We start from the raw sequence: 23,796 nt of genomic DNA, 5'->3' as shown, positions 1-23,796 counted from the left end.
GCGACGGCCGTTCACCGGTCTCTGCTTCAACTGCAGGCATGAGGCGCACGAGCAGCACGATCGCGGTGGCTGCGGCCGGCGCCCTGGCCGGCGCCGGGGCGGTCCGGCTGCTGCTGCACCGGCAGGCCGCGATCGCGCGGGCGCTGATCGGCAAGCCGTACGGCGAGACCGCCCCGGACGCCGACCGCACCTGGAAGAAGAAGTACGGCGCTCCGATCGAGCTGCTGCTGGTCGGCGACTCGATCGCGGCCGGGCTCGGCGCCGACCGGCCCCAGGACACGCTCGGCGGGCGGCTCGCGCGCGGCCTCGCGAAGGAGTCGCACCGTGCGGTGCGGCTGCGGACCGTCGCGCGCGTCGGCGCCGAGTCGTCGATGCTCGGCGGGCAGCTCGCGCTGCTGCCACCGGCGTACCGCCCGGACGTCGCGGTGATCGTCGTCGGTGGGAACGACGTCACCCACCGGGTGCCGGTCGCGGAGTCGGTGCAGCACCTCGAGGCCGCGGTGGCCGAGCTCCGCGCGCATGGGGCCGGCGTCGTAGTCGGGACGTGCCCTGACCTGGGCGCGCTGACGCCGGTGCCCCAGCCGCTGCGCGCGCTCGGGTCGCGGGCCTCGCGCCAGCTCGCGATCGCCCAGGAGGCGGCCGCGGTGCGGGCCGGCGCGCACGCGGTCTCGCTGGCGCAGGTGGTCGGGCCGTTCTTCATCACGAACCCCGACGAGATGTTCAGCCTCGACCGGTTCCACCCGAGCGGCGTCGGCTACAAGCGCACCGCCAAGGCGCTGCTGCCGTCGGTGCTCGCTGCGCTCGGGCTGCGCGACGAGCTGCCGTACGGACATCGCCGGCCGGGTGCTTGACAGCGGTCACGGGAGGCCCCAGAGTGAGCGGTGGGAACGCTCCCACATCCGATCTTCCGACGAGGAGTGGACCGCGCGATGGTCTCGACGGAGGGTCCGGGAGTACCCGCCCTGAACGGCGGTTCGTGGGCGGGCCCATCCGTGCGGCAGGCCCGGGAACTCCTCGACGTCCCGGGCCTGTCGTTCGATCTCCGAACCCCCTCGCCGACGGCATACTGACGCCCATGAACCGCACCCCGCGCCCCCGACCGACGCTCGAGGAGGTCGCTGCGCGCGCGGGCGTGGGCCGCGGGACGGCGTCCCGGGTCATCAACGGCGGGGAGAAGGTCTCCGAGCGCGCCCGGCAGGCCGTGGAGGACGCGATCGCCGAGCTCGGCTACGTCCCCAACGCGAACGCCCGGGCGCTGGTGACCCGGCGTACCGACGCCGTCGCGCTGGTGATCGCGGAGTCCGAGGAGCGGGTCTTCGGCGAGCCGTTCTTCGCCGGCATCATCCGCGGCATCGGGGCCGCGCTGGGCGACGCCGGCCGCCAGCTGGTGCTGCTGCTCGCCCAGGCCTCCGAGCGGCGCGGCGCCCTCGACGAGTACCTCACCCGCCAGCACGTCGACGGGGTGCTGCTGCTCTCCCTGCACGACGACGACGAGCTGCCGGACCGGATCCGCGCGCACGGCCTGCCGGTCGTCGTCGGCGGTCGCGCGAACGAGAACGTCACGAGCGGCTTCGTCGACGTCGACAACGTGCAGGGCGCCGGGCTGGCGGTCGCACACCTCGTCGACCGCGGCCGTGCGCGGATCGCCACCATCGCCGGGCCGGCCGACATGGTCGCCGGCTCCTCGCGTTTCCAGGGGTACGCCGCCGCCCTCGCGGCGGCCGGCCGGGAGGTCGACGAGCGGCTCGTCGAGCGCGGTGACTTCGGCCAGGAGAGCGGGGCCGCGGCGATGCGCGCCCTGCTCGACCGGGAGCCGGCGGTCGACGCGGTCTTCTGCGCCAACGACCTGATGGCGCTGGGGGCCCTGCAGACGCTGCGCGAAGCCGGGCGCCAGGTGCCCGAGGAGGTCGCGGTCGTCGGCTTCGAGGACGCGCCGGTCGCGCTCTCGGCCCACCCGCCGCTGACCACCGTGCACCAGTCGCCGGAGCAGATGGGCCGCGAGATGGTCGCGCTGCTGCTCGAGACGATGACCGATCCCGAGGCCGACCGGCCCGGGCGGATGCTGCCCACCTATCTGGTCGTCCGCGACAGCAGCTGAGCCGGGCCCCTAGGGTCGTGCCCGTGGAGCAGAACGTCGAGGCGACGGCACCCCTCGTGCTGCTCGTCACCAGCAAGGAGTGGGCCGAGGGCGAGCCCGGGCACGCGGCGCTCGACCGCGCCCTCGAGGCGAACGGGCTGGAGGGCCGCTGGGTCGTCTGGGACGACCTGTCCGTCGACTGGGGCGCGGCCGACGTGATCGCCGTACGGTCCACGTGGGACTACGACACCCGCCTCGGCGAGTTCCTCGGCTGGGCCTCCGGGGTCGGCCCGGCGCTGCTCAACGGCGCGCACGTGTTCCGCTGGAACACCGACAAGCAGTACCTGGTCGAGCTCCAGGACGCCGGACTGCCGGTCGTGCCGACGGTCGCCGCGGAGACCGTCTTCGACGTCCGCGCCGCGGCCGACCGGTTCGGGCTGTCGGTGGTGAAGCCGCGCGTCGGCGCCGGCGGCCGCCACATCGAGGTCGTCTCCGACGGCCGGGTCTGGCTGCCGCAGCCCGACGGCCACCAGGGTCCGTGGATCGTGCAGCCCCTCGTCGAGTCCATCCACCACGACGGCGAGACCTCGGTGTTCGTGATCGGCGGCCACCCGGTCAGCCAGGTCGAGAAGCTGCCGAGCACCACCGACATCCGGGTGCACGAGCAGTTCGGGGGTACGGCGCGCTCGGTCGAACTGAGCTCGGAGGCGGCGCTGCTCGCGGCCGACGCGATCGCGACCGTCGTCGACCTGCTCGGCGCGGAGGTCGTCTACGGCCGCGTCGACATGATGCGCCACCACGGGAAGCTGGTGGTGAGCGAGGTCGAGCTGACCGAGCCCGGCCTCTACCTCGACGTCCTCCCGCTCAACGCGCTGCCCTTCGCCGAGGCGATCGCGAATCGGGCGGTCCCGCGGACCTGGTGAGGCCCGTGGGGCCCACCCCGCCGCTTGCACTCGCCAGGGTCGAGTGCTAAACATGACGCTGGCACTCTCGTCATGAGAGTGACAACCGGATCGGTGCCAGTTGAGGCCCTCCGCGCCGGCGAGAAAGGGTTCGCCGGGTCAGCAGGGTCGTCCGTCGCGGGCAACCCATCGAGCCGGATCCACGAACTCTAAGCGTGAGGAATCGCAGGAGTTATGCCGAAGCTGATTGCTTTCAACGAGGAGGCCCGGCGCGGCCTGGAGCGTGGCATGAACACGCTCGCCGACGCCGTCAAGGTCACCCTCGGCCCCAAGGGCCGCAACGTCGTGCTCGAGAAGAAGTGGGGCGCCCCCACGATCACCAACGATGGTGTGTCCATCGCCAAGGAGATCGAGCTCGAGGACCCGTACGAGAAGATCGGTGCCGAGCTCGTCAAGGAGGTCGCGAAGAAGACCGACGACGTCGCGGGTGACGGCACCACCACCGCCACGGTCCTCGCCCAGGCGATGGTCCGCGAGGGTCTGCGCAACGTCGCCGCGGGTGCGAACCCGATGGGTCTGAAGCGCGGCATCGAGGCCGCTGTCTCCGCCGTGTCGGAGCAGCTGTCGAACATGGCGATCGACATCGAGACCAAGGAGCAGATCGCCGCGACCGCGTCGATCTCCGCCGCTGACACCACCGTCGGCGAGATCATCGCCGAGGCGATGGACAAGGTCGGCAAGGAAGGTGTCATCACCGTCGAGGAGTCGAACACCTTCGGCCTCGACCTCGAGCTCACCGAGGGCATGCGCTTCGACAAGGGCTACATCTCGGCGTACTTCGTCACCGACCCGGAGCGCATGGAGACGGTCCTCGAGGACCCGTACATCCTGATCGCGAACCAGAAGATCTCGTCGGTCAAGGACCTGCTGCCGCTCCTCGAGAAGGTCATGCAGTCCGGCAAGCCGCTGCTGATCCTCGCCGAGGACACCGACGGCGAGGCGCTGTCGACCCTGGTCGTCAACAAGATCCGTGGCACCTTCAAGTCCGTCGCCGTCAAGGCCCCGGGCTTCGGTGACCGCCGCAAGGCCATGCTGCAGGACATCGCGATCCTGACCGGCGGCCAGGTCATCTCGGAGGAGGTCGGCCTCAAGCTCGAGTCGACCGGCATCGAGCTGCTCGGCCAGGCCCGCAAGGTCGTCATCACCAAGGACGAGACCACCATCGTCGAGGGCGCGGGCGACGCCGACCAGATCGCTGGTCGCGTCAACCAGATCCGTGCCGAGATCGAGAAGTCGGACTCCGACTACGACCGCGAGAAGCTGCAGGAGCGCCTGGCCAAGCTGGCCGGCGGTGTTGCGGTGATCAAGGTCGGCGCGGCCACCGAGGTCGAGCTCAAGGAGCGCAAGCACCGCATCGAGGACGCCGTTCGCAACGCGAAGGCGGCCGTCGAGGAGGGCATCGTCGCCGGCGGCGGCGTCGCCCTGGTGCAGGCTGCGGCCACCGCGTTCGACAAGCTGGACCTGTCGGGCGACGAGGCCACCGGCGCGAACATCGTCCGCCTCGCCACCGAGGCCCCGCTCAAGCAGATCGCGATCAACGCCGGTCTCGAGGGCGGCGTCGTGGCGGAGAAGGTGCGCAACCTGACGGCCGGTCACGGCCTGAACGCGGCCACCGGCGAGTACGTCGACATGATCGCCTCCGGCATCATCGACCCCGCCAAGGTGACCCGCAGCGCGCTGCAGAACGCCGCCTCCATCGCGGCGCTCTTCCTCACCACCGAGGCCGTCGTGGCCGACAAGCCGGAGAAGGCCGCCCCCATGGGCGACCCGTCCGGCGGCATGGGCGGCATGGACTTTTAGTCCCCCTGGTCCGGGCCGGCGAAGCCGGCCAGGACCAAGCCAGGGACAAGGTTGAGGAGCGTCGGCTCGGGCCGGACGAAGTCCGGAACGAGCGACGCGTCTCGAAACCCAGTCCTTGCAACAGAATCATCAGAACGGCCCCAGTCCTCCGGGACTGGGGCCGTTCGGCATCTGGGTTGTCCGCCTGAGGCCGGTGTATGACCCCGCGAGAGGCGGACGACCCGATCCCGGATGCATGAGTCCCGCCGTGGCAGGGTTACGGCGTGGGCATGGACGAGTCACGACGCGAGCGCTTCGAGGAGCTCGCGCCCGCCCTGATCGAGCCGGTCCGCCGCTACCTCGCGCGCCGCACCGACCCCGACACCGCCGAGGACGTGCTGGCCGAGACGCTGCTGGTCTGCTGGCGCCGCGTGGAGGAGGTGCCGGAGCTGCCGCTGCCGTGGGTGTACGCCGTGGCGCGCAACTGCCTGCACAACGCCCAGCGGTCCGCGCGCCGTCAGGACCGGGTGGCGGCGCGGATCATGGCGCAGCCCCAGGATCCCGGACCACCCGACGACCAGGCGCTGCACGACGCGCTCGCCGCGTTGCGGCCCGAGGAGGCCGAGCTGCTCCGGCTCTGGGCGTGGGAGCAGCTGACGCCCGCCGAGATCGCGGTGGTCCTCGACATCACGCCGAACGCCGCGAGCATCCGGCTCACCCGCGCGAAGCAGAAGTTGTCCGACCGGCTGCGAAAGAGTGGGGCCGCTGCCGGACATGAGGAGTCGAGAGAGGGGAGAAGGCCATGAACGACGACGAGCTGCTGCACCGCCTGCAGGCGTCCGACCCGGCTGCCTCCCTGCCGCCGGCCGACCCCGAGCGGGTGGCCCGACTCCTGGAGGACGTCATGAGCACCGAGCTCACCACCGAGAACCGCGAGACCGGCACGCACGACCGCAGCCCGCTCACCTGGCTGGTGGCGGCCGCGGCGGCCGTGATCATCGCCGGGGTCGGGATCTTCGCGTTCCTGCAGCTGAACGACGACTCGACCACGCCGGTCGCGGTCGACCCCGTCCAAGTGAGCGACCCGACGGTCACCGTGCTGTCGGCGCCGCAGGAAGCGGCGTACGCCGCCAAGTGCATGGTGCCGAGCGCCGAGGTCCTCGCCGGGCAGACCGTCGCCTTCGACGGCACCGTCACCGGCATCGACGGCAGCACGGTCACGCTGACGCCGACCACCTGGTACGCCGGCGACCCCACCGACACCGTCGAGGTGCAGGCGCCGTCGGCCGACATGCAGCTGCTGCTGAGCGCGGTGAGCTTCGAGGACGGCGGCCGCTACCTGGTCTCCGCGACCGATGGACGGGTCACGCTGTGCGGCTTCAGCGCGGCGTACTCCGACGAGCTCGCGACCATCTACGCCCGAGCGTTCGCCGGGTGACGGTCGACGGGCTGCTCCTGGCCGCGGGCGCGGGCTCGCGGATGGGCATGCCGAAGGCGCTCGTGCCCGGCTGGCTGGTCCGCGGCGTGCAGGTGCTGACCGACGGCGGCTGCGCCCCGGTGACCGTGGTCCTCGGTGCCCGCGCCGAGGAGGCGCTGCCGCTGCTCGAGGGCACCGGTGCGAGCGCGGTCGTCGCCGCGGACTGGCAGGACGGCATGTCGGCCTCGCTCCGCGCGGGGCTGGCAGCGGCCGAGACCTCCGACGCCGACGCCGTCCTGCTGATGCTCGTCGACCTGCCGGACGTCACGGCGGACGTCGTACGCCGCCTCCTCGACCCGCCGCCGGTCGCGAGCACCCTGCGGCGCGCGACGTACGCGGGGAGGCCCGGCCACCCGGTCGTGCTCGGCCGCGACCACTGGGCGGCCGTGGCCGCCGAGGCCGACGGTGACGAGGGGGCGAAGGGCTACCTCGCCGCCCGCGACGTCGAGCTGGTCGAGTGTGTCGACCTCGCGACGGGGCGGGACGCCGACACCCCCTGAGTAGCCTGGGTCGTATGGACCTCGCGTCACCGGCCGACGTCGCCGCCCGCCTCGACGAGACCGGCTACCTCGCCGACGACGCGCTGGCGACGGTGGCGTTCCTGGCCCTGCGGATGCAGCGGCCGCTGCTGCTCGAGGGTGAGCCCGGCACCGGCAAGACCGCGCTCGCCGAGGCGATCGCGGAGAGCCTCGACCTGCCCCTGGTGCGGCTGCAGTGCTACGAGGGCATCGACGCGACGCAGGCCCTGTACGACTGGGACTTCCCGCGCCAGATCCTGCACCTAAGGGCGCTGGAGGCGACCGGTGGCGCCGACGTGGAGGAGGCCGAGAAGAGCCTGTACGACGCCCGGTTCCTGCTCGCGCGTCCGGTGCTCCAGGCGCTGCAGGACAGCCCGGCGGTGCTGCTGGTCGACGAGGTCGACCGGGCCGACGACGAGTTCGAGGCGTTCCTGCTCGAGGTGCTGTCGACGTACCAGGTGACGATCCCCGAGCTCGGCACCGTGCGCGCCGCGACGCCGCCGATCGTGGTGCTGACGTCCAACCGCACCCGCGAGCTGCACGACGCGCTGAAGCGGCGCTGCCTCTACCACTGGATCGACCACCCGGGCCTCGAGCGCGAGGTCGAGATCCTGCGCTCGCGGGCGCCGGAGGTGTCCGAGACGCTGCGCCGCCAGGTCGTCGAGCTCGTGCAGCAGCTGCGCGCCCGCGACGACCTGCAGAAGCCGCCGGGGGTCGCGGAGACGCTCGACTGGGCGCGTTCGCTGCACCACCTCGGCACCACGGAGATCGACCTCGCGTCCGCGGCGGCGACGCTCGGCGCGCTGGTGAAGTACCGCGAGGACTCCGAGCGGGTCCGCCACGCCCTGGACCAGATGCTGCGGCCATGAGGCAGCCCGACGAGGTGCTCCTCGGATTCGCCCGCGCGCTGCGCGCCGCGGGTGTCCCGGTCACGCAGGACCGCTCGCAGGGCTACCTCGCGGCGGTCGCCGAGCTCGGCGCCGACGACCCGCGTGCGACGTACCTCGCCGGCCGGGCGACGCTGTGCGCCGGACCGGACGACCTGGCGCGCTACGACCAGGTGTTCCACGCCTACTTCAACGCGCGCGACGGGCTGCCGCGCTCGCGGCCCGCGCAGCCGGCGGTGCCGGTGCAGTCGAGCCTGCCCGCGACCGACGAGTCCGGGGAGGGCGAGGCGAGCGACGAGGAGGTCGTGCGGGCGATGGCCAGCGAGACCGAGGTGCTGCGCCATCGCGACGTCGCGTCGCTGACCGCGGGGGAGAAGCACCGGCTCGCGGCGATGTTCGCGACCCTGCGGCCGCGCCCGCCGCTGCGGCGTACCGCCCGCCACCAGCGCTGGCACCGCGGCCAGGTCGACGCGTCGCGCACCCTGCGCTCGTCGCTGCGGCGGATGGGGGAGCCGGCCGAGATCGCGTGGCGGCGTCGCGGCGTCCGACCGCGTCGGGTGGTGCTGCTGGTCGACGTGTCCGGCTCGATGAGCGGGTACGCCGACGCGCTGCTGCGCCTCGCGCACCGGTTCACGCAGGCGTACGCCGGCGTCGAGACGTTCACCGTCGGCACCCGAGTCACCCACGTGACCCGCGCGCTGCGGATGCGGGACGCCGAGCGGGCGCTGATCGCCGCGGGAGAGACCGTGCCCGACTGGTCGGGCGGCACCCGGCTCGGTGAGACGCTGCGCTTCTTCCTCGACCGCTGGGGCCAGCGCGGGATGGCGCGTGGCGCGGTCGTCGTGGTGTTCAGCGACGGCTGGGAGCGCGGCGACCCGGTGCTGCTCGGCGAGCAGATGGCGCGCCTGCAGCGGATCGCGCACCGCGTCGTGTGGGTGAACCCGCACCGCGGCAAGAGCGGCTACGAGCCGGTGCAGCAGGGCGTGCTCGCTGCGCTGCCGTACTGCGACGACTTCGTCGCCGGCCACTCGCTGGCGACGTTCGCCGAGCTGTCGGAGGTGATCTCACGTGCGTGACGTGCTGCCCGAGCTGATCGCGTGGTGGCGGGCCGGGGAGACCGTCGGCGTCGGCACCGTGGTCGCGACGTTCCAGTCCGCGCCCCGTCCGGCCGGCGCCTCGATGCTGGTCGGGCCCGAGGGCACCGCCGTCGGCTCGGTGTCCGGCGGCTGCGTCGAGGGCGCGGTCTACGACCTGGCGGAGTCCGTGGTCGGGTCCGGCGTACCGGTCCTGGAGAGGTACGGCGTCTCCGACGATGACGCGTTCGCCGTCGGGCTGACCTGCGGCGGCATCCTCGACGTGTACGTCGAGAAGGTCAGCCGCGAGACGTTCCCCGAGCTCGGTGGGATCGCCGACGACATCGACGCCGGCCGGCCCGTCGCGCTGGCCACGGTGATCGAGCACCCGGACCCGGCCTGGCTGGGGCGGCGGCTCGTCGTGCGTCCGGACCAGCCGATCGCCGGGTCGCTCGGTTCGTCTCGCACCGACGACGCTGTCCATGACGACGCGCTCGGGCTGCTGGCGTCGGGGTCGAACGCGACGCTGACGTACGGCCCGGACGGCGAGCGCCGCGGTGAGGGGATGCGGGTGTTCGTGTGGGCGTTCGCGCCCAAGCCGCGGATGCTGGTGTTCGGCGCGATCGACTTCGCGGCCGCGGTGGCCCGGGTCGGCAGCTTCCTCGGCTACCACGTGACCGTGTGCGACGCCCGGCCGGTGTTCGCGACGAACAGCCGGTTCCCGGAGGCCGACGAGGTCGTCGTCGACTGGCCGCACCGCTACCTCACCGCGGAGTCACAAGCCGGCCGCGTGGACGGTCGAACGGTCATCACCGTGCTGACCCACGACCCCAAGTTCGACGTACCCCTGCTGGAGGTGGCCCTACGACTGCCCGAGGTGGCGTACGTCGGCGCGATGGGCTCGCGCCGCACCCACGACGACCGGCTGGCGCGGCTGCGCGAGGCCGGCGTCGACGACAAGGAGATCGAGCGGCTCTCCAGCCCGATCGGTCTCGACCTCGGCGCACGCACGCCTGAGGAGACCGCGATCAGCATCGCCGCGGAGATCATCGCCGGCCGCTGGGGCGGCACCGGTGAACGGCTCGGCACCCTTCCAGGACGCATCCACAAGGACCTCGCATGAACCTCTCGAACCTCGTCGACGACCACCTCGCGATCGCCCGCGAGCACAGCAGCGGACGCAGCGCGGTCACCGTGCACGGCGGGCGCGAGCACCACCTGCGCCAGACCCTGATCGCCCTGGCCGGCGGCCGGTCGCTCGGCGAGCACGAGAGCCCGGGCGAGGCGACGCTCCAGGTGCTGCGCGGCCGGGTGCGGCTGCACGCCGGCGACGACACCTGGGAGGGCGGCGCCGGCGACTTCCTGCTGATCCCGCCGCATCGCCACGACCTCGAGGCGCTCGAGGACGCGGCGGTCCTGCTCACCGTCGCGAACCGGCTCGCGGACTGACGATGCGGCTCGCACCGGCGCTCGTGCTGGTGCTCGTGCTGTCCGCGTGCTCGTCGTCCGACCCGGCCGAGCCGACCGCAGACCCGGCGCCGCCGGTCAGTCCGTCGTCGGTCAGTCCGTCGTCGGCCGAGCCCTCCTCGGGCCCCACCCAGCCCCCCACCCCCACCGAGCAGGAGACGACGCTGCCACCGCGCACCGACAGTCCGTCGTTGCCGAACCTGATGCGCGCCGACTTCGACGGCCGCGGGCTGCGGATCCTGCGCACGGAGTACGCCACCGACGCCTACACGCGCTACCAGGTGACGTACCGCAGCAACGGCACGGTGGTCTCCGGCGTGCTGCTCCGCCCACGCGGGAAGGGACCGTTCCCGGCCGTCGTGCTCAACCACGGCTACTTCGAGCCGTCGATCTACGTGACCGGCCAGGGCATGGCGCGGGAGCAGGACTGGCTGGCGCGCGCCGGGTTCGTGGTGCTCCACACCGACTACCGCGGGCACGCCGCCGGCGACGCGGCCACCGACCTCGAGCGCGAGCTGCGGCTGGCGTACGCGCAGGACAGCATCAACGCCGTCCTGGCCCTGGAGAAGCTGCCGTACGTCGACGACGACAAGACCGCGATGGTCGGCCGGTCGATGGGCGGCGGGGTCACCCTCAACGCGCTGGTCGCGGCGCCCGGGCTGGTCGATGCGGCGGTGATCTACGCCAGTGTGAGCTCGCGCTACCTCGACAACCTGCGGCACTTCACCGAGCCGAACCGGCCCGAGGCGGTCGCCTCGCTGTACGACCGGTTCGGCCGCCCACCGCAGGCGGTCTACACGCAGCTGTCCTCGCGCACCTACTTCGACCGGATCACCGAGCCGGTCCTCATCCACCACGGCGAGGTCGACGGCACCTGCCCACCGGCCTGGTCGCGCACCACCCAGCGGCTGCTGGACGAGGCCGGCGTCGACAGCACCCTGCTGGAGTACCCGGGCGAGGACCACACGTTCTACGCGCGCTGGCAGGACTCGATCGTCCGGACCGTGCGGTTCCTCCGCGCCCAGCTCGACGTGTGATCCGCGTCACGCCCCCGGTGCTACCTTCGTCGGCATGGCCCGCAGCGAGCTCCAAGCCCGCCGGATGGACGCCGTCCGGGCGTGGAGCACGTTCGTCGAGCACGGCGACGACGCCGAGGCGCTGGTCCGCCCGGAGATCCTGACCAGCTGGACCCGCTCCGAGGCCGCGATCTCCACCGACGTCCGCGAGGCGCCGCTGGCCGACGAGTCCGAGACCGCGGCGTACTGGCGCGGCTCCCCGCTCGAGACCGCGGTCGAGCGGGTCGAGGCCGAGCTCCGTCGTACCGCCGAGGACGGCGACCTCGTCGTCGCGGTGACCGACCCGCAGACCCGGATCCTCTGGACGTACGGCGGCCGCGTGATGCGCCGCAAGGCCGAGACCGTGAACTTCGTGGCCGGCGGGCGCTGGGACGACCAGAGCGTCGGCACCAACGCGCTCGACCTCGCCAACCGGCTGGACGCGCCCGCGATGGTGTTCAGCGCCGAGCACTACGCGCCGATCGTGCACAACTGGGTCTGCTGGGCCGCGCCCGTGCACGACCCGGTCACCGGCGCGCAGCTCGGCGTCATCGACCTGTCGACGACCTGGGACCGCACCCACCCGATCGGGCTGGCGACCGCGCGGGTGATGGCCCGCCTGATCGAGGCCGCGATGCCCACCTCCCACCACGGCGCCGGCCTGCTCGACGAGGCCGCCGAGCCGGGCCTGGCGATGCGGCTGCTCGGCACCGCCGAGACCTGGCTCGACGGCCAGCGGCTGCTGCTCAACCGGCGCCAGACCGAGGTGCTCGCGCTGCTCGCCCTGCACCCGGAGGGCCTGTCGCTGGAGCACCTGCACGCGCTGGTCTACGGCGACCAGGCCGTCACGCTCTCCACGCTGAAGGCCGAGGTCTCCCACCTGCGCTCGGCGCTCGGCGGCCAGCTCAGCTCGCGCCCCTACCGGCTGATGATGCCGGTCACCACCGACGTCGACCTGGTGCTCGGCCTGCTGCGCAGCGGCCGGGTCGCCGCGGCCGTCGACGCGTACGGCGGCGACCTGCTCCCGGGCACCAACTCCCCGGCGCTCACCGAGCTCGCCGAGTACGTCGCGGTCGCGGTCCGCGAGGCGCTGCTCGCCGACCCCCAGCCGGACGCCGTGGTCCGCTACGTCGAGCTGGCGCCGTACGACACCGAGGTCGTCGAGGTCTGCCTGGCGCGGCTCGCGGGCACCCCCCACCCCGCCGTACCGCTGCTCAAGGGGAGGCTCGCTGCGGCCCGACAGTGAGATAAGCGGAGTTGTTCTCTAGACTTACCTCATGTCGGTTGTCGAACAGGTCCCCACCGCCCGCCGCGAGTCCATCGCGATCGTCGGCGGTGGCGCCAGCGGCGTCCTCACGGCGTTCCAGCTGCTCAAGGACCCCGACGACGGGCTGAGCGTCACGGTGCACGAGGCGACCGGCGTGCTCGGGCGCGGCATCGCCTACGGCACCTCCGACCCGCGGCACCTGCTCAACGTGCGCGCGCGGCACATGAGCGCCTACGCCGACGTCCCGTCCGACCTGCTCGACTGGACCGTCCGCGCGGGCCGCGACCCCGACCCGCTGGGGTTCCTGCCGCGCATGGAGTACGCCCACTACCTGCAGGACACCCTCGCCGACGTCGCCGACCACCGGCTCTCGATGACCGCCGGCCGGGTCGACGACATCGTGCCGGTGCCGGGCGGCTTCGAGGTGCGCACCCGCGACCGGGTCACCACCGCGGCGACCGTGGTGCTCGCGTACGGCAACCAGACCCCGCAGGAGCTCGGCGAGCTCGTCGGGCACCCCGGCTACATCGCGAACCCGTGGGACCTCGCCGCGATCCGCGCCCTCCCCGGCGACGCGACCGTGGTGCTGGTCGGCACCGGCCTCACCGCGATCGACACCGTGATCACGCTGCTCGAGGACGAGCCGCGGCGGCGCGCGGTGATGGTCAGCCGGCACGGCCTGCTCCCGTTCGCCCACATCGAGCAGCAGTCCACCGCGTGGGTCACCGACGTCCCCGACGGCCCGCTGACCGCCGACGCGATGGCCGCCCTCGTGCGCGGCCAGATCGACGCGGCCCGCGCGCACGGCGTCGACTGGCGCAACGTGGTCGACGGCCTGCGGCCGCAGACCCAGTCGGTCTGGCGCCGGCTCGACCACGCCGAGCGGCAGCGGTTCCTCGCGACGTACGCCCGCGACTGGGAGGTACGCCGGCACCGGATGGCGCCGGAGGTCGGTGAGCGGATCCGCGGCTACCAGCGCGACGGCCGGCTCACGGTCGCCGACGGCGGGATCGGCAGCGTCGACGTCGACACCGCCCACGCGGTCGTGAACTGCACCGGACCGCTCACCGACATCAGCCGCTCCGCGGACCCGCTGCTGCAGGCCCTCCAGGCCCGCGGCCTGGTCGCGCCGGACCCGCTGCGTCTCGGTCTCGACGCGACCCCGGAGGGCGAGGTGATCGGCGCGGACGGCGCCGTCGTCCCCGGTCTCTTCGCCGTCGGCCCGCCGCGCAAGGGCATCCTCTGGGAGTCCACCGCGATCCCGGAGATCCGCACCCAGGCGGCCGAGGTCGCCCGGTTGGTGCTCCGGGCCAACGTGTAGCCAACCCGCACGCTTCTAGCGTGCGGGTGCATGACCCGGATCACCCTCACGGTCGACGGAGCCCAGGTCTCCGACGACGTCGAACCCCGCCTGCTGCTGGTGCAGTACCTGCGGGAGCGCCTCGGCAAGACCGGCACCGTCATCGGTTGCGACACCAGCAACTGTGGCGCGTGCACGGTCCACCTCAACGGCACGAGCGTGAAGTCGTGCAACGTCCTTGCTGTGCAGGCCGACGGCGGTGAGGTCACCACCGTGGAGGGCCTCGCGCAGGACGGCCGGCTGCACCCGGTGCAGGAGGCGTTCCGCGAGTGCCACGGCCTGCAGTGCGGCTTCTGCACGCCCGGGATGATCATGCAGAGCATCGACCTGCTGAACACCAACCCGAGCCCGTCCGAGGACGAGATCCGCGAGGGGCTCGAGGGCAACCTCTGCCGCTGCACCGGCTACCACAACATCGTGCGCGCGGTTCAGCACGCGGCTTCCCACGGATCCAGCACTGCGGGGGCGACGTCATGACCGCCACCGAGGTCGAGAACGAGATCGGCCGGGACCGGCGCCGCAAGGAGGACCAGCGGCTGATCACCGGGCGCACCAGGTGGACCGACAACATCGTGCTCCCCGGGATGCTGCACCTCGCGATGGTGCGCAGCCCGTTCGCCCACGCGAACATCACGTCGATCGACACCAGCGCCGCGAAGGCCGCGCCGAACGTCGTCACCGTGCTCACCGGGTCCGACTTCGGTGAGGAGCTCGGCGTCTGCATCAACGCCTGGCCGATCACGCCCGACCAGGTGACGCCCGGGCACTCGCCGATGCCCAGCGACCGGGTCGCGTTCGCCGGCGAGATCGTCGCCGTCGTCGTGGCCCGCAGCGCCGCGGAGGCGCGCGACGCGGCCGAGCTCGTCGACGTCGAGTACGACGAGCTGCCGGCCGCGCTCGACCTCAAGAAGGCCGCAGCCGACGAGACCATCGCCCACCCCGACCTCGGCACGAACAAGTCGGCGTACTGGGTGTTCGACTCCGCCGAGGCGGGCACCGGCGGCAGCGCCGACGAGGCGATCGCCAAGGCCCGCACCGACGGCATCGTGATCGAGCGGGAGTACCGCCAGCAGCGGCTGATCCCCGCGTTCATGGAGCCGCGCTCCGTCGTGGTCGACCCGACCGGCGAGCAGTACGTCATGTACTCCGCGACCCAGATCCCACACATCGTGCGCTTCGCGCTGGCCGCGACCACCGGCGTGCCGGAGTCGAAGATCCGGGTGATCGCGCCGGACGTCGGCGGCGGTTTCGGCGGCAAGCTCCAGGTCACTCCGGAGGAGTGGATCGCGTGGGCGGTCGGGCGCCGGCTCGGCAAGCCGGTGAAGTACACCGAGACCCGCTCCGAGTCCTTGCTCAGCGGCCACCACGGTCGTGACCAGTGGCAGAAGCTCACGCTCTCGGCCGAGAAGGACGGGACCGTCACCGGCTTCAAGGTCGAGCTCCTCGCCGACCTCGGCGCGTACGTCGCGATCGTCGGCGGTGGCGTGCCGGTGCTCGGCGCGTTCATGTTCAACGCGATCTACAAGTTCCCGGCGTACCACTTCGCGGTGCAGACGGTCCTCACGAACAAGACCTGGACCGACGCCTACCGTGGCGCCGGCCGCCCGGAGGCGACGTACGCGATCGAGCGGATCATGGACGAGCTCGCCGTCGAGGTCGGCGTCGACCCGCTCGAGATCCGGGAGAAGAACTGGATCAAGCACGAGGAGTTCCCGTTCACCACGGTGTGCGGGCTCGAGTACGACACCGGCAACTACGAGGCCGCGACCGCGAAGGCCAAGGAGATGTTCGGGTACGACGCGTTGCGCGCCGAGCAGCAGCAGCGTCGCGACTCCGGCGACCCGGTGCAGCTCGGCATCGGCATCTCGACGTTCACCGAGATGTGCGGCCTGGCGCCCAGCCGGGTGCTCGGGACCCTCGACTACGGCGCGGGCGGCTGGGAGCACGCGAACGTGCGGATGACACCGCTCGGCAAGGTCGAGGTGGTGACCGGCGCGTCCGCGCACGGCCAGGGCCACGAGACGGCGTTCAGCCAGATCGTGGCGGACCGGCTCGGCGTCCCGTTCGAGGACGTCGAGGTGCTGCACGGCGACACCCAGGTCGCACCCCGTGGGTTGGACACCTACGGGTCGCGGTCGCTGGTCGTCGGTGGCGAGGCGGTGGTCCGCGCGGCCGACAAGGTGATCGAGAAGGCCAAGCCGATCGCGGCGCACCTGCTCGAGGCGTCGATCGACGACATCGACTTCGCGGCCGGCCGGTTCTCGGTGCGCGGCACCGACCAGGGGCTGGGCATCGCCGAGATCGCGACCGCGGTGTTCGCGGCGCACAACCTGCCCGACGGCGTGGAGCCGACGCTCGACTCGGACGCGGCGTACGACCCGGTGAACTTCTCGTTCCCGCACGGCACCCACCTGTGCGCGATGGAGGTCGACACCGAGACGGGTGCGCTGACGATGCGGAAGTACGTCTGCGTCGACGACATCGGCACCATCATCAACCCGCTGATCGTCGCCGGGCAGGTGCACGGCGGCCTGGTGCAGGGCATCGCGCAGGCGCTGTGGGAGGAGGCGGTGTACGACGACTCCGGCACGCTGGTGTCGGGCTCGTTCGTCGACTACCTGCTGCCCACCGCGGCCGACACGATCACCTTCGACATCGACCACACGACGTCGCCGAGCACCACGAACTCGCTCGGGACCAAGGGCGTCGGCGAGGCCGGGACCATCGCCTCGACACCGGCCGTCGTCAACGCGGTCGTCGACGCCGTACGCCACTTCGGGGTCAACGACATCCAGATGCCGTGCACGCCGGAGCGGGTGTGGCGGGCGATCCGGACCGGCGGCAAGGGCGGCGCGACGACAGAAGCGGCGATGCCGCACTTCGAGGCGGAAGGAGAGGGCGCATGATCCCCGCAGCGTTCGACTACGTGGCGCCGAGCTCGGTCGAGGAGGCGCTGGCGGCCCTCGCGCAGTACGGCGACGAGGCCAAGATCATCGCCGGTGGGCAGAGCCTGCTCCCGGTGCTCCGGATGCGGCTCAACGCGCCGGAGTGGATCATCGACCTCAGGAAGATCGAGTCGCTGCGCGGGATCCGCGACGACGGCGACGCGATCGTGATCGGCGCGATGACCCCCCACTCGGTGGTCGGATCCGACCCGCTGGTCCAGGAGCACGCGGCGCTGATCAGCAAGGCGGTCGGGCACCTCGCCGACGCGCAGATCCGGCACCGCGGCACGTTCGGCGGCGCGCTCGCCCACGCCGACCCCGCGGGTGACCTCGGCGCTCCGGTGCTCTGCCTCGGCGCGGAGTTCGTGATCGCCGGGTCCGGTGGCACCCGGACGGTGGCGGCCGACGACTTCTTCATCGACCTCTTCGAGACCGCGATCGGCGACGACGAGATCCTGACGGAGGTGCGGATCCCCAAGCACACCGGCTGGGGAGCGCACTACGAGAAGATGGTCCGGGTCGCGCACCAGTGGCCGATCGTGTCGGTCGCCGCGACTGTCCGGATGGACGGCGGCACGATCGCCGAGGCCCGGGTCGGGTTCGCCAACATGGGCTCGACGGCGCTGCGGGCCCGCGGCGTCGAGGAGGCGATCGCGGGCCAGCCCGCGAGCGAGGACGCCGTACGCACGGCCGCGGCGCGGGCCGCGGAGGGCACCAACCCGCCCTCGGACCTCAACGGCGACGCGGAGTACAAGAACCACGTGGTCGGCGTGCTGACCCGGCGGGCGCTGCTGGCGGCTGCGGGTAGCTGATGGACCTCACGCACCGCTTCACGGTCCCCACCTCGGTCGACGAGACCTGGGCGCACTTCGCCGACATCGCGTCGGTCGCCGAGTGCTTCCCGGGCGCCGCGGTCACGTCGGTCGAGGGGGACACGTTCTCGGGATCGGTGAAGGTCAAGCTCGGCCCGATCGCCCTGGTCTACAACGGCTCCGGGACGTTCGTCGAGAAGGACGACGCCGCGCACCGCTTCGTGGTCGACGCCAAGGGCAAGGACAAGCGCGGGAACGGCACGGCGGGCGCCAAGGTCACCCTGACCATGGCGGCCGCCGGCACCGGCACCGACGTCGAGGTGGTCACCGACCTGTCGATCACCGGCAAGCCCGCCCAGTTCGGCCGCGGTGTCATGCAGGACGTCTCCGACAAGCTGCTCGGGCAGTTCGTGCAGTGCCTCGAGCAGCGTCTCGCCAGTGGGTCTGAGGCGGTAGTCCCTGACGAAAGCGGGCCGAAAACGTCCTCGGAACCCCGGGAACGTCAGGGAGTACCCGAAAAACCGCCGGCCCCGAAGCACCTCGCGGATCCGCCACCGGCCCCACCGGCCCCACCGGCCTCACCGCCACCGTCGGCCGACGACTCGCTGGACCTGGGCGCGACGGTGCTGCCGGTGCTCGCCAGGAGCTACTGGAAGCCGGCGGCGGGTGTCGTGGCCGGGCTGCTCGTGCTGTGGTGGGTGGTCAGTCGGTCGCGGCGCTGATCGTCTTCGCGGCCTCGGGCGGCAACTCGCCCGGCCCCGGCTCGGCCGGGCGCTTGCGCACGCCGTTGACCTCGGGGCTGAGCTGCGGCTCGAGACGGAAGATCGCGATCGCGCCGCAGAGCAGGCAGCCGGCGACGAGCGTGGCGATGTAGAGCGCGCTGAGGCCGTGGTCCACCATCAGCCCGGCGATCGGCGGGGCGATGATCGCGGCGAGCTGGAACGTGCCGGAGCTGAGCGCGTTGTAGCGCCCGCGCAGGTGGTCGGGCGCGAGCTCGTTGACCAGCGCCGGGATCGTCGGCTGGAGCAGCGTCTCGCCGAACGCGAAGACGGACGCGCACGCGGCGACGAGCAGCGTCGCGCCGATGGTGCCGGACACCAGCCCGGTCGCGCCGAGCAGCATCCACGAGCCCGCCCACACGACGCCCATCACCGCGATCACGCGCGTGCGGCGTCGGCCCTCGATGCGCTGCAGCACGAACAGCTGGAGCACCACGATCACCAGGGTGTTCGCCGCGAACGCCAGCCCGAGGCCGCGGGTCGACACCTCGCCGACCGCGCGGGCGAACGCCGGCATCCCGGCGTTGAGCTGGGAGTAGCCGACGTACGACGACACGAAGCTCAGCAGCATCAGGGTCGCGACCGCGGGGCGGCGGGCCACGGCGAGGTAGGAGACCTTCTCGGGCGGACCGTCCTCGTGGTCGTGCACGACCCGGCCGGCGACGTGCCGCAGCGGCACCGCCATGAGGATCAGCGCGGGCACGTAGCTGACCGCGTCGGCGAGGTAGATCGCCTGGAACGTCGCGAGCCGCTCGACGTCGATGAACATCCCGCCGACGATGCCGCCGATCCCGATGCCGAGGTTGAGCAGGGTGAAGTTCACGCCGAAGTAGCGCTGCCGCAGCTCGACCGGTACGACGGTCGCGATCAGCGACTGGAACCCGGGCCAGGTCACGCCGAACGCGGCGCCCGCGAGCATCAGCGCGATCACCACGGTCGCCTCGGTCGCCGCGAACGCCAGCAGCGTGTTGGACACGACCTGCAGCGCCAGCGCCGCCATCAGGATCCGGCGCGCGCCGTAGTGGTCGATCGCCCAGCCGCCGGGCCCGGTGACCAGGAAGCCGATCAGCGGTGAGAGGCCCAGCATCAGGCCGACCACGCCCAGGTCGAACCCGCGCATCTCGTGCAGGTAGACCACGTGGAACGGCAGCACCAGGCCGGTGCCGATGAACTCGAACACCACCACCGAGAGCAGCAGCTTCCCCTCGCGGGGGAGGTCGTGCCAGAAGGAGCGGAGGGTGGGCTTGGCGGCAGGCTGCGAGGACATCTGGACCAGTGTCCCAAGCGCCACCGACGGGCCGCACGTCGATATCCGGCAGGCCCTAGGCTCCGCACCATGAAGCGTCTCGTGGGCACGATCGTCGCCCTCCTCCTCGTCGCGTTCGTCGTGCTCATCCCGGCGATGCTGTGGGGCGAGAGCCTCGAGGAGGACGAGCCGGTCAGCGAACCGACGTCGATCACGTCGTACGTCGCGGACTTCGACATCGACGACGAGGGGGACATGAGCGTCGTCGAGACGCTGACCGTCGACTTCCCGATCGGTGGCCGGCACGGGATCTTCCGGTTCTTCGACAAGTCGGACGCGAGCGCTCTCAACGCGCGCCGGATCCCGCGCGACATCGCGGTCACGATGGACGGCGGCGACGTCCCCGTCGAGATCAGCAAGAACGATCGAGGCGGTCGCTACGTCCTCGTGCGGATCGGTGATCCGAACTCGACGGTGTCCACCGGTGAGCACGTCTACGAGATCAGCTACGAGATCGACGGGGTGCTCGAGGAGGGCACCACCGGCGCCGACACCCAGTTCTACTGGAACCTGATCCCCAGTGGTTGGCTGCAGCCGATCCAGCAGAGCGACCTCACCGTGCACCTCCCGGTGCCCGCCGAGAAGCCGATCCAGTGCGCCGTCGGGGCCGGTCAGCGGGGCGGCTGCAAGGCCGAGGGTGCGGGCACCGACACGCTGCACGTGCAGACCGGTGCGCTCTCGCCGAACACCCCGGTGACGATCAAGGTCGGGCTCGACATGAGTACGCCGGCACCCGGCAAGGAGCTGCCGTGGCGCGCCGAGCTCGACCCGGTGCTCGGCACCAACGTGTTCCTGCTCGGCCTGGTGCTGGTGCTGTCGGTCGGGGCCGGCCTCCTCGGCTTCGTGCTGGTGCGTCGCACCGACGAGTCCGACCCGCAGTTCCCGCTGATGTACACGCCGCCCGAGGGCATCGGGCCCGCGCAGGCGGCGTACCTCGTCACCGAGGAGGTCGACACCCAGCAGTACGTCGCCACGCTGATGTACGCCGCCGACAAGGGCGCCATCGACCTCGACCACGACGGCGCGGGGTGGACGATCACGGACAAGAACGGCGCCCAGGGCTGGGCCGGCCTCGACGAGGTCACCTCCGGCGTCGCGCACCTGCTCGGCGGCCCGGGCACGTCCTTCGCCGCCCGGCCGAACGACGTCGAGGGCGGCAAGCGGCTCAAGAACGAGATCGCCAGCTTCGAGAGCGACACCCGGTCCTGGGCGTCCGGCGCCGGGCTGATGGAGACCAGCGGCCTCGGCGGCAAGGGCACCCTGGTCATCATCGGCGCCTTCATCCTGGTCCCGGTCATCGCGTTCTGGAACCCGCTGAACATGAGCGCGATCGCCCTGATCCCCGGCCTGTTCGCGGTGTTCGGTGCCGGCATGGCCCGGGCGACGGCCGCCACCCGGCGCACCCGCGCCGGGCGCGACGTGTGGTCGAAGGCCGGCGGCTTCCGCCGGATCCTCTCCACGCCGTCGGCGGAGGAGCGCTTCGACTTCTCCGGCCGCAAGGAGCTCTACACCGCCTACATCCCGTGGGCCGTGGCCTTCGGCTGCGCCGACGAGTGGGCGGGCAAGTACCGCATCGAGGTCGGCGAGGAGCCGCCGGTCCCGACGTACTTCGGCCACGCCTACACCGGTGCGTACGCCGGCAGCGCGGTCTCCTCGATGGTCGACTCGTTCGAGTCGACCGTCAGCTCGGCCATCTCGTCCTACGAGGCCACCCAGAAGTCGTCGTCCTCCTCCAGCGGGGGCGGCGGGTTCTCCGGCGGTGGCGGCGGTGGCGGCGGTGGCGGCGGCTCCTGGTAGTCCCCCAGACTTGCGTCAACCCAACTGAGAGGTCCACATGATCGTCGGAATCATCGTCGTCGTCGTCGTGATCATCGCCCTGGTGGCGTTCGTGATCGTCGGCTTCAACAAGCTCCGCACCACCGACATCGGCGCCCAGGAGGCGCTCGGTGGCATCGACGTGCAGCTCACCCGCCGCGCCGACCTGATCCCGAACCTGGTCGAGACCGTCAAGGGGTACGCCGCCCACGAGAAGGGCGTGTTCGAGGAGGTCACCAAGGCACGCGCCGCCGTCGCCGCCGCGGCCAAGGGCGACGACGTCCCGGCCAAGGCCGCCGCCGACGCCGAGCTCAGCCAGGCGCTGGTGAAGGTCAACGCGGTCGCCGAGGCCTACCCGGACCTCAAGGCGAACACGAACTTCCTGGACCTGCAGAAGCAGCTCGCCGACACCGAGAACCAGATCTCGTTCGCCCGCCAGTACTACAACGACGCGGTCGCGACCCTGAACAAGCTGACCCAGACGATCCCGTGGATGTTCCTCACCGGCATCGCCAACGTGCACAAGCGCGACTTCTACGAGGCCCCCGAGGGCCAGGACGTCGCCCCGTCCGTGGAGTTCTGAGCTGCCCCGGTCTCCCGAGCCTGCTCGGGAGACCGGGACGCAGCAGCCAGGTCGAGTAGCCGCGCGAGCGAGGCACGGCTCGCGACCGGCGTATCGAGACCTCGGTCGCGGTCTCGGTAGCCTCGCTGGCGCTCGCTACCCGACCGACGAGGTGAGCGCGTCGAACTCCGCGTCGGTCAGCTCGATCTCCGCGGCCGCGGTGTTCTGCTCGAGGTGCGCGACCCGCGACGTACCCGGGATCGGGAGCATCACCGGCGAGCGGCGGAGCAGCCACGCGAGAGCCAGCTGCGACGGCGTGGCGCCGTGCTCGGCCGACGCCTTCGCGAGCGGACCGTCCTCCTTCGAGAGCTGCCCGGTCGCCAGCGGGAACCACGGCATGAAGCCGATGCCCTCCCGCTCGCAGTGGTCGAGCACGTCCTCGGAGCGACGCTCGGCGAGGTTGTAGAGGTTCTGCACGGTCGCGATCGGCGCGATCTTCCGGGCCGCCTCGATCTCGTCGACGCTGACCTCGGACAGCCCGATGTGGCGGATCTTGCCCTCCTGCTGGAGCTCGAGCAACAGCCCGATCTGGTCCTCCAGCGGGAAGTTCGCGTCGATGCGGTGCAGCTGGAACAGGTCGATCCGCTCGAGCTTCAGCCGGCGCAGGCTCATCTCGCACTGCTGGCGCAGGTACGCCGGCTGGCCGAGCTGGGTCCAGATGTCCGGACCCTGCCGGGTCAGCCCGGCCTTGGTGGCGATGACCACGTCGTCGGCGTACGGCGCCAGCGCCTCCCCGATCAGCCGCTCCGAGACCTCGGGGCCGTAGGAGTCGGCGGTGTCGATGAACGTGATGCCGAGCTCGAGGGCTCGGCGCAGGACTCGGATCGCCTCGTCGGCGTCGCGGGGCTCACCCCAGATACCGGGGCCGGTGAGCTGCATGGCGCCGTACCCGAGCCGGACGACGGGGAGGTCGCCGGCGATCGCGAAGGTGCCGGATGCGTGTGCAGTTGTCATGCCCCATGCCTAGCAGTCCCCGTCAAAAGACATTGAGCGGCCTGAACTGCACCGAGATCCGCGGCCCGGCGTGCGCCACCTTGGGCACCGCGTGCTCCCAGGTGCGCTGGCAGGAACCGCCCATCACCAGCAGGTCGCCGTGGCCCATCTCGACCGACATCGAGGCGCCGCCGATCCGCGGCCGCAGCGCCAGCCGGCGTGGGTCGCCGAGCGACACGATCGCGACCATCGTGTCCTGCGTCTTGCCGCGGCCGATCGTGTCACCGTGCCAGGCCACGCTGTCGCGGCCGTCGCGGTAGTAGCAGCAGCCCGCGGTCACGAACGGCTCCCCGAGCTCCGGGCGGTAGTGCGCGGTCAGCGCTCCCCGGGCCCGCGCCAGGGCGGGGTGGGGGAGCGGGTCGCCGACGCCGTACGTGTGCAGGAGTCGGGGCACGTCGACCTCGCGGTCGTACATCTGGCGCCGCTCGGCGCGCCACGGGACGTCGCGGACCAGCGTCTCGAACACGTCGTCGGCCTCCGGCAGCCACGAGCGCGCGACGTCGATCCAGGCGCCCCGACTGAGCGTCGTGCGCTCGACGGATCCGACCTCGGGCGCCGGCGGCGCCTCGAACAGCGTGCCCTGGAAGTCCATGCACGGATCA

The 23,796-nt window shown here is 72.1% G+C and carries 23 protein-coding genes; 20 read left to right on the top strand and 3 right to left on the bottom strand.

The genetic code is table 11. The annotated features are described in order from the left end of the window. Window positions 1–38: 38 nt before the first annotated feature. The 18 genes from MJ604_RS13445 (at window position 39) to MJ604_RS13360 (ending at window position 18,401) form a co-directional block, all read left to right on the top strand. A complete protein-coding gene (locus tag MJ604_RS13445; RefSeq protein WP_243058967.1) occupies window positions 39–851 on the top strand; it encodes an SGNH/GDSL hydrolase family protein in 813 nt (270 codons plus the stop codon). A gap of 224 nt (window positions 852–1,075) precedes the next feature. Then, window positions 1,076–2,098, top strand: a complete 1,023-nt coding sequence (locus MJ604_RS13440; protein WP_243058966.1) for a LacI family DNA-binding transcriptional regulator — start codon at window positions 1,076–1,078, stop codon at window positions 2,096–2,098. Between the two features lie 23 nt (window positions 2,099–2,121). Beyond that, window positions 2,122–3,000 carry a RimK family alpha-L-glutamate ligase gene (locus MJ604_RS24285; RefSeq protein WP_243058965.1) on the top strand — a complete coding sequence of 293 codons (879 nt, stop codon included), beginning with the start codon at window positions 2,122–2,124 and terminating at the stop codon, window positions 2,998–3,000. Window positions 3,001–3,213: 213 nt separating this feature from the next. Then, window positions 3,214–4,839 carry a chaperonin GroEL gene (groL, locus tag MJ604_RS13430; protein ID WP_243058964.1) on the top strand — a complete coding sequence of 542 codons (1,626 nt, stop codon included), beginning with the start codon at window positions 3,214–3,216 and terminating at the stop codon, window positions 4,837–4,839. A gap of 269 nt (window positions 4,840–5,108) precedes the next feature. Next, on the top strand, window positions 5,109–5,624 hold the full coding sequence (locus tag MJ604_RS13425) for an RNA polymerase sigma factor (RefSeq protein ID WP_243058963.1): 516 nt from the start codon (window positions 5,109–5,111) through the stop codon (window positions 5,622–5,624). Continuing rightward, window positions 5,621–6,256 carry a hypothetical protein gene (locus MJ604_RS13420; protein ID WP_243058962.1) on the top strand — a complete coding sequence of 212 codons (636 nt, stop codon included), beginning with the start codon at window positions 5,621–5,623 and terminating at the stop codon, window positions 6,254–6,256. Before MJ604_RS13425 ends, MJ604_RS13420 begins: the two co-directional genes overlap by 4 nt. Then, entirely contained in the window at window positions 6,253–6,795 is a 543-nt protein-coding gene (locus MJ604_RS13415) for an NTP transferase domain-containing protein (protein ID WP_243058961.1), read from the top strand. The genes MJ604_RS13420 and MJ604_RS13415 overlap by 4 nt, the downstream gene beginning before the upstream one ends. Before the next feature lie 14 nt (window positions 6,796–6,809). Then, complete coding sequence (locus tag MJ604_RS13410; RefSeq protein WP_243058960.1) at window positions 6,810–7,682, top strand: MoxR family ATPase; 873 nt, start codon at window positions 6,810–6,812, stop codon at window positions 7,680–7,682. Continuing rightward, the gene (locus MJ604_RS13405; RefSeq protein WP_243058959.1) at window positions 7,679–8,776 is read left to right on the top strand and encodes a VWA domain-containing protein; all 1,098 of its coding nucleotides are present in this window, start codon (window positions 7,679–7,681) and stop codon (window positions 8,774–8,776) included. Before MJ604_RS13410 ends, MJ604_RS13405 begins: the two co-directional genes overlap by 4 nt. Further along, a complete protein-coding gene (locus tag MJ604_RS13400) occupies window positions 8,769–9,896 on the top strand; it encodes an XdhC/CoxI family protein (protein ID WP_243058958.1) in 1,128 nt (375 codons plus the stop codon). The genes MJ604_RS13405 and MJ604_RS13400 overlap by 8 nt, the downstream gene beginning before the upstream one ends. Continuing rightward, window positions 9,893–10,222 (top strand): cupin domain-containing protein, encoded by a 330-nt coding sequence (locus tag MJ604_RS13395; RefSeq protein ID WP_243058957.1) that lies wholly within the window; start codon window positions 9,893–9,895, stop codon window positions 10,220–10,222. Before MJ604_RS13400 ends, MJ604_RS13395 begins: the two co-directional genes overlap by 4 nt. Before the next feature lie 2 nt (window positions 10,223–10,224). Beyond that, window positions 10,225–11,277, top strand: a complete 1,053-nt coding sequence (locus tag MJ604_RS13390) for a S9 family peptidase (protein ID WP_243058956.1) — start codon at window positions 10,225–10,227, stop codon at window positions 11,275–11,277. A gap of 34 nt (window positions 11,278–11,311) precedes the next feature. Next, on the top strand, window positions 11,312–12,541 hold the full coding sequence (locus MJ604_RS13385; RefSeq protein ID WP_243058955.1) for a transcriptional regulator: 1,230 nt from the start codon (window positions 11,312–11,314) through the stop codon (window positions 12,539–12,541). Between the two features lie 31 nt (window positions 12,542–12,572). Continuing rightward, window positions 12,573–13,883 (top strand): FAD/NAD(P)-binding protein, encoded by a 1,311-nt coding sequence (locus MJ604_RS13380; protein ID WP_243058954.1) that lies wholly within the window; start codon window positions 12,573–12,575, stop codon window positions 13,881–13,883. Window positions 13,884–13,913: 30 nt separating this feature from the next. Then, the gene (locus MJ604_RS13375) at window positions 13,914–14,399 is read left to right on the top strand and encodes a (2Fe-2S)-binding protein (RefSeq protein ID WP_243058953.1); all 486 of its coding nucleotides are present in this window, start codon (window positions 13,914–13,916) and stop codon (window positions 14,397–14,399) included. Next, window positions 14,396–16,828 (top strand): xanthine dehydrogenase family protein molybdopterin-binding subunit, encoded by a 2,433-nt coding sequence (locus MJ604_RS13370; RefSeq protein ID WP_243058952.1) that lies wholly within the window; start codon window positions 14,396–14,398, stop codon window positions 16,826–16,828. The genes MJ604_RS13375 and MJ604_RS13370 overlap by 4 nt, the downstream gene beginning before the upstream one ends. Continuing rightward, complete coding sequence (locus MJ604_RS13365; RefSeq protein ID WP_243058951.1) at window positions 16,825–17,679, top strand: xanthine dehydrogenase family protein subunit M; 855 nt, start codon at window positions 16,825–16,827, stop codon at window positions 17,677–17,679. The genes MJ604_RS13370 and MJ604_RS13365 overlap by 4 nt, the downstream gene beginning before the upstream one ends. Further along, window positions 17,679–18,401: an SRPBCC family protein gene (locus tag MJ604_RS13360; protein WP_243058950.1), complete on the top strand. Its 723-nt coding sequence runs from the start codon at window positions 17,679–17,681 to the stop codon at window positions 18,399–18,401. The genes MJ604_RS13365 and MJ604_RS13360 overlap by 1 nt, the downstream gene beginning before the upstream one ends. Here MJ604_RS13360 and MJ604_RS13355 read toward each other — a convergent pair. Beyond that, the gene (locus MJ604_RS13355; protein ID WP_243058949.1) at window positions 18,382–19,725 is read right to left on the bottom strand and encodes an MFS transporter; all 1,344 of its coding nucleotides are present in this window, start codon (window positions 19,723–19,725) and stop codon (window positions 18,382–18,384) included. The two genes, MJ604_RS13360 and MJ604_RS13355, sit on opposite strands and share 20 nt — an antisense overlap. Before the next feature lie 69 nt (window positions 19,726–19,794). Between MJ604_RS13355 and MJ604_RS13350 the strand changes: the two genes are divergently transcribed. Further along, window positions 19,795–21,561 carry a DUF2207 domain-containing protein gene (locus MJ604_RS13350; protein WP_243058948.1) on the top strand — a complete coding sequence of 589 codons (1,767 nt, stop codon included), beginning with the start codon at window positions 19,795–19,797 and terminating at the stop codon, window positions 21,559–21,561. Window positions 21,562–21,598: 37 nt separating this feature from the next. Next, window positions 21,599–22,162, top strand: a complete 564-nt coding sequence (locus MJ604_RS13345; RefSeq protein WP_243058947.1) for a LemA family protein — start codon at window positions 21,599–21,601, stop codon at window positions 22,160–22,162. A gap of 135 nt (window positions 22,163–22,297) precedes the next feature. Here the strand turns inward: MJ604_RS13345 and MJ604_RS13340 are convergent, their stop codons facing one another. Together MJ604_RS13340 and MJ604_RS13335 are read right to left on the bottom strand one after the other, a co-directional pair. Then, window positions 22,298–23,155, bottom strand: coding sequence for an aldo/keto reductase (locus tag MJ604_RS13340; RefSeq protein ID WP_243058946.1), 858 nt, complete (start codon window positions 23,153–23,155; stop codon window positions 22,298–22,300). A 22-nt stretch (window positions 23,156–23,177) separates the two neighbouring features. After that, a complete protein-coding gene (locus MJ604_RS13335) occupies window positions 23,178–23,786 on the bottom strand; it encodes an alpha-ketoglutarate-dependent dioxygenase AlkB (protein WP_243058945.1) in 609 nt (202 codons plus the stop codon). Window positions 23,787–23,796 lie beyond the last annotated feature (10 nt).

It is taken from the genome of Nocardioides sp. SR21 (assembly GCF_022761125.1).
Taxonomy (GTDB): Bacteria; Actinomycetota; Actinomycetes; order Propionibacteriales; family Nocardioidaceae; genus Nocardioides.
Note: the sequence above shows the minus strand (reverse complement) of the source record. Positions and strands in the feature narration are given on the sequence as shown.

Excerpts from the sequence above, each read along its gene's own strand:
- MJ604_RS13445 (WP_243058967.1), top strand. The coding sequence starts at position 39 with ATGAGGCGCACGAGCAGCACGATCGCGGTGGCTGCGGCCGGCGCCCTG.
- MJ604_RS13440 (WP_243058966.1), top strand. The coding sequence starts at position 1,076 with ATGAACCGCACCCCGCGCCCCCGACCGACGCTCGAGGAGGTCGCTGCG.
- groL (WP_243058964.1), top strand. The coding sequence starts at position 3,214 with ATGCCGAAGCTGATTGCTTTCAACGAGGAGGCCCGGCGCGGCCTGGAG.
- MJ604_RS13425 (WP_243058963.1), top strand. The coding sequence starts at position 5,109 with ATGGACGAGTCACGACGCGAGCGCTTCGAGGAGCTCGCGCCCGCCCTG.
- MJ604_RS13420 (WP_243058962.1), top strand. The coding sequence starts at position 5,621 with ATGAACGACGACGAGCTGCTGCACCGCCTGCAGGCGTCCGACCCGGCT.
- MJ604_RS13410 (WP_243058960.1), top strand. The coding sequence starts at position 6,810 with ATGGACCTCGCGTCACCGGCCGACGTCGCCGCCCGCCTCGACGAGACC.
- MJ604_RS13405 (WP_243058959.1), top strand. The coding sequence starts at position 7,679 with ATGAGGCAGCCCGACGAGGTGCTCCTCGGATTCGCCCGCGCGCTGCGC.
- MJ604_RS13395 (WP_243058957.1), top strand. The coding sequence starts at position 9,893 with ATGAACCTCTCGAACCTCGTCGACGACCACCTCGCGATCGCCCGCGAG.
- MJ604_RS13390 (WP_243058956.1), top strand. The coding sequence starts at position 10,225 with ATGCGGCTCGCACCGGCGCTCGTGCTGGTGCTCGTGCTGTCCGCGTGC.
- MJ604_RS13385 (WP_243058955.1), top strand. The coding sequence starts at position 11,312 with ATGGCCCGCAGCGAGCTCCAAGCCCGCCGGATGGACGCCGTCCGGGCG.
- MJ604_RS13380 (WP_243058954.1), top strand. The coding sequence starts at position 12,573 with ATGTCGGTTGTCGAACAGGTCCCCACCGCCCGCCGCGAGTCCATCGCG.
- MJ604_RS13375 (WP_243058953.1), top strand. The coding sequence starts at position 13,914 with ATGACCCGGATCACCCTCACGGTCGACGGAGCCCAGGTCTCCGACGAC.
- MJ604_RS13370 (WP_243058952.1), top strand. The coding sequence starts at position 14,396 with ATGACCGCCACCGAGGTCGAGAACGAGATCGGCCGGGACCGGCGCCGC.
- MJ604_RS13365 (WP_243058951.1), top strand. The coding sequence starts at position 16,825 with ATGATCCCCGCAGCGTTCGACTACGTGGCGCCGAGCTCGGTCGAGGAG.
- MJ604_RS13360 (WP_243058950.1), top strand. The coding sequence starts at position 17,679 with ATGGACCTCACGCACCGCTTCACGGTCCCCACCTCGGTCGACGAGACC.
- MJ604_RS13355 (WP_243058949.1), bottom strand. The coding sequence starts at position 19,725 with ATGTCCTCGCAGCCTGCCGCCAAGCCCACCCTCCGCTCCTTCTGGCAC.
- MJ604_RS13350 (WP_243058948.1), top strand. The coding sequence starts at position 19,795 with ATGAAGCGTCTCGTGGGCACGATCGTCGCCCTCCTCCTCGTCGCGTTC.
- MJ604_RS13345 (WP_243058947.1), top strand. The coding sequence starts at position 21,599 with ATGATCGTCGGAATCATCGTCGTCGTCGTCGTGATCATCGCCCTGGTG.
- MJ604_RS13340 (WP_243058946.1), bottom strand. The coding sequence starts at position 23,155 with ATGACAACTGCACACGCATCCGGCACCTTCGCGATCGCCGGCGACCTC.
- MJ604_RS13335 (WP_243058945.1), bottom strand. The coding sequence starts at position 23,786 with ATGGACTTCCAGGGCACGCTGTTCGAGGCGCCGCCGGCGCCCGAGGTC.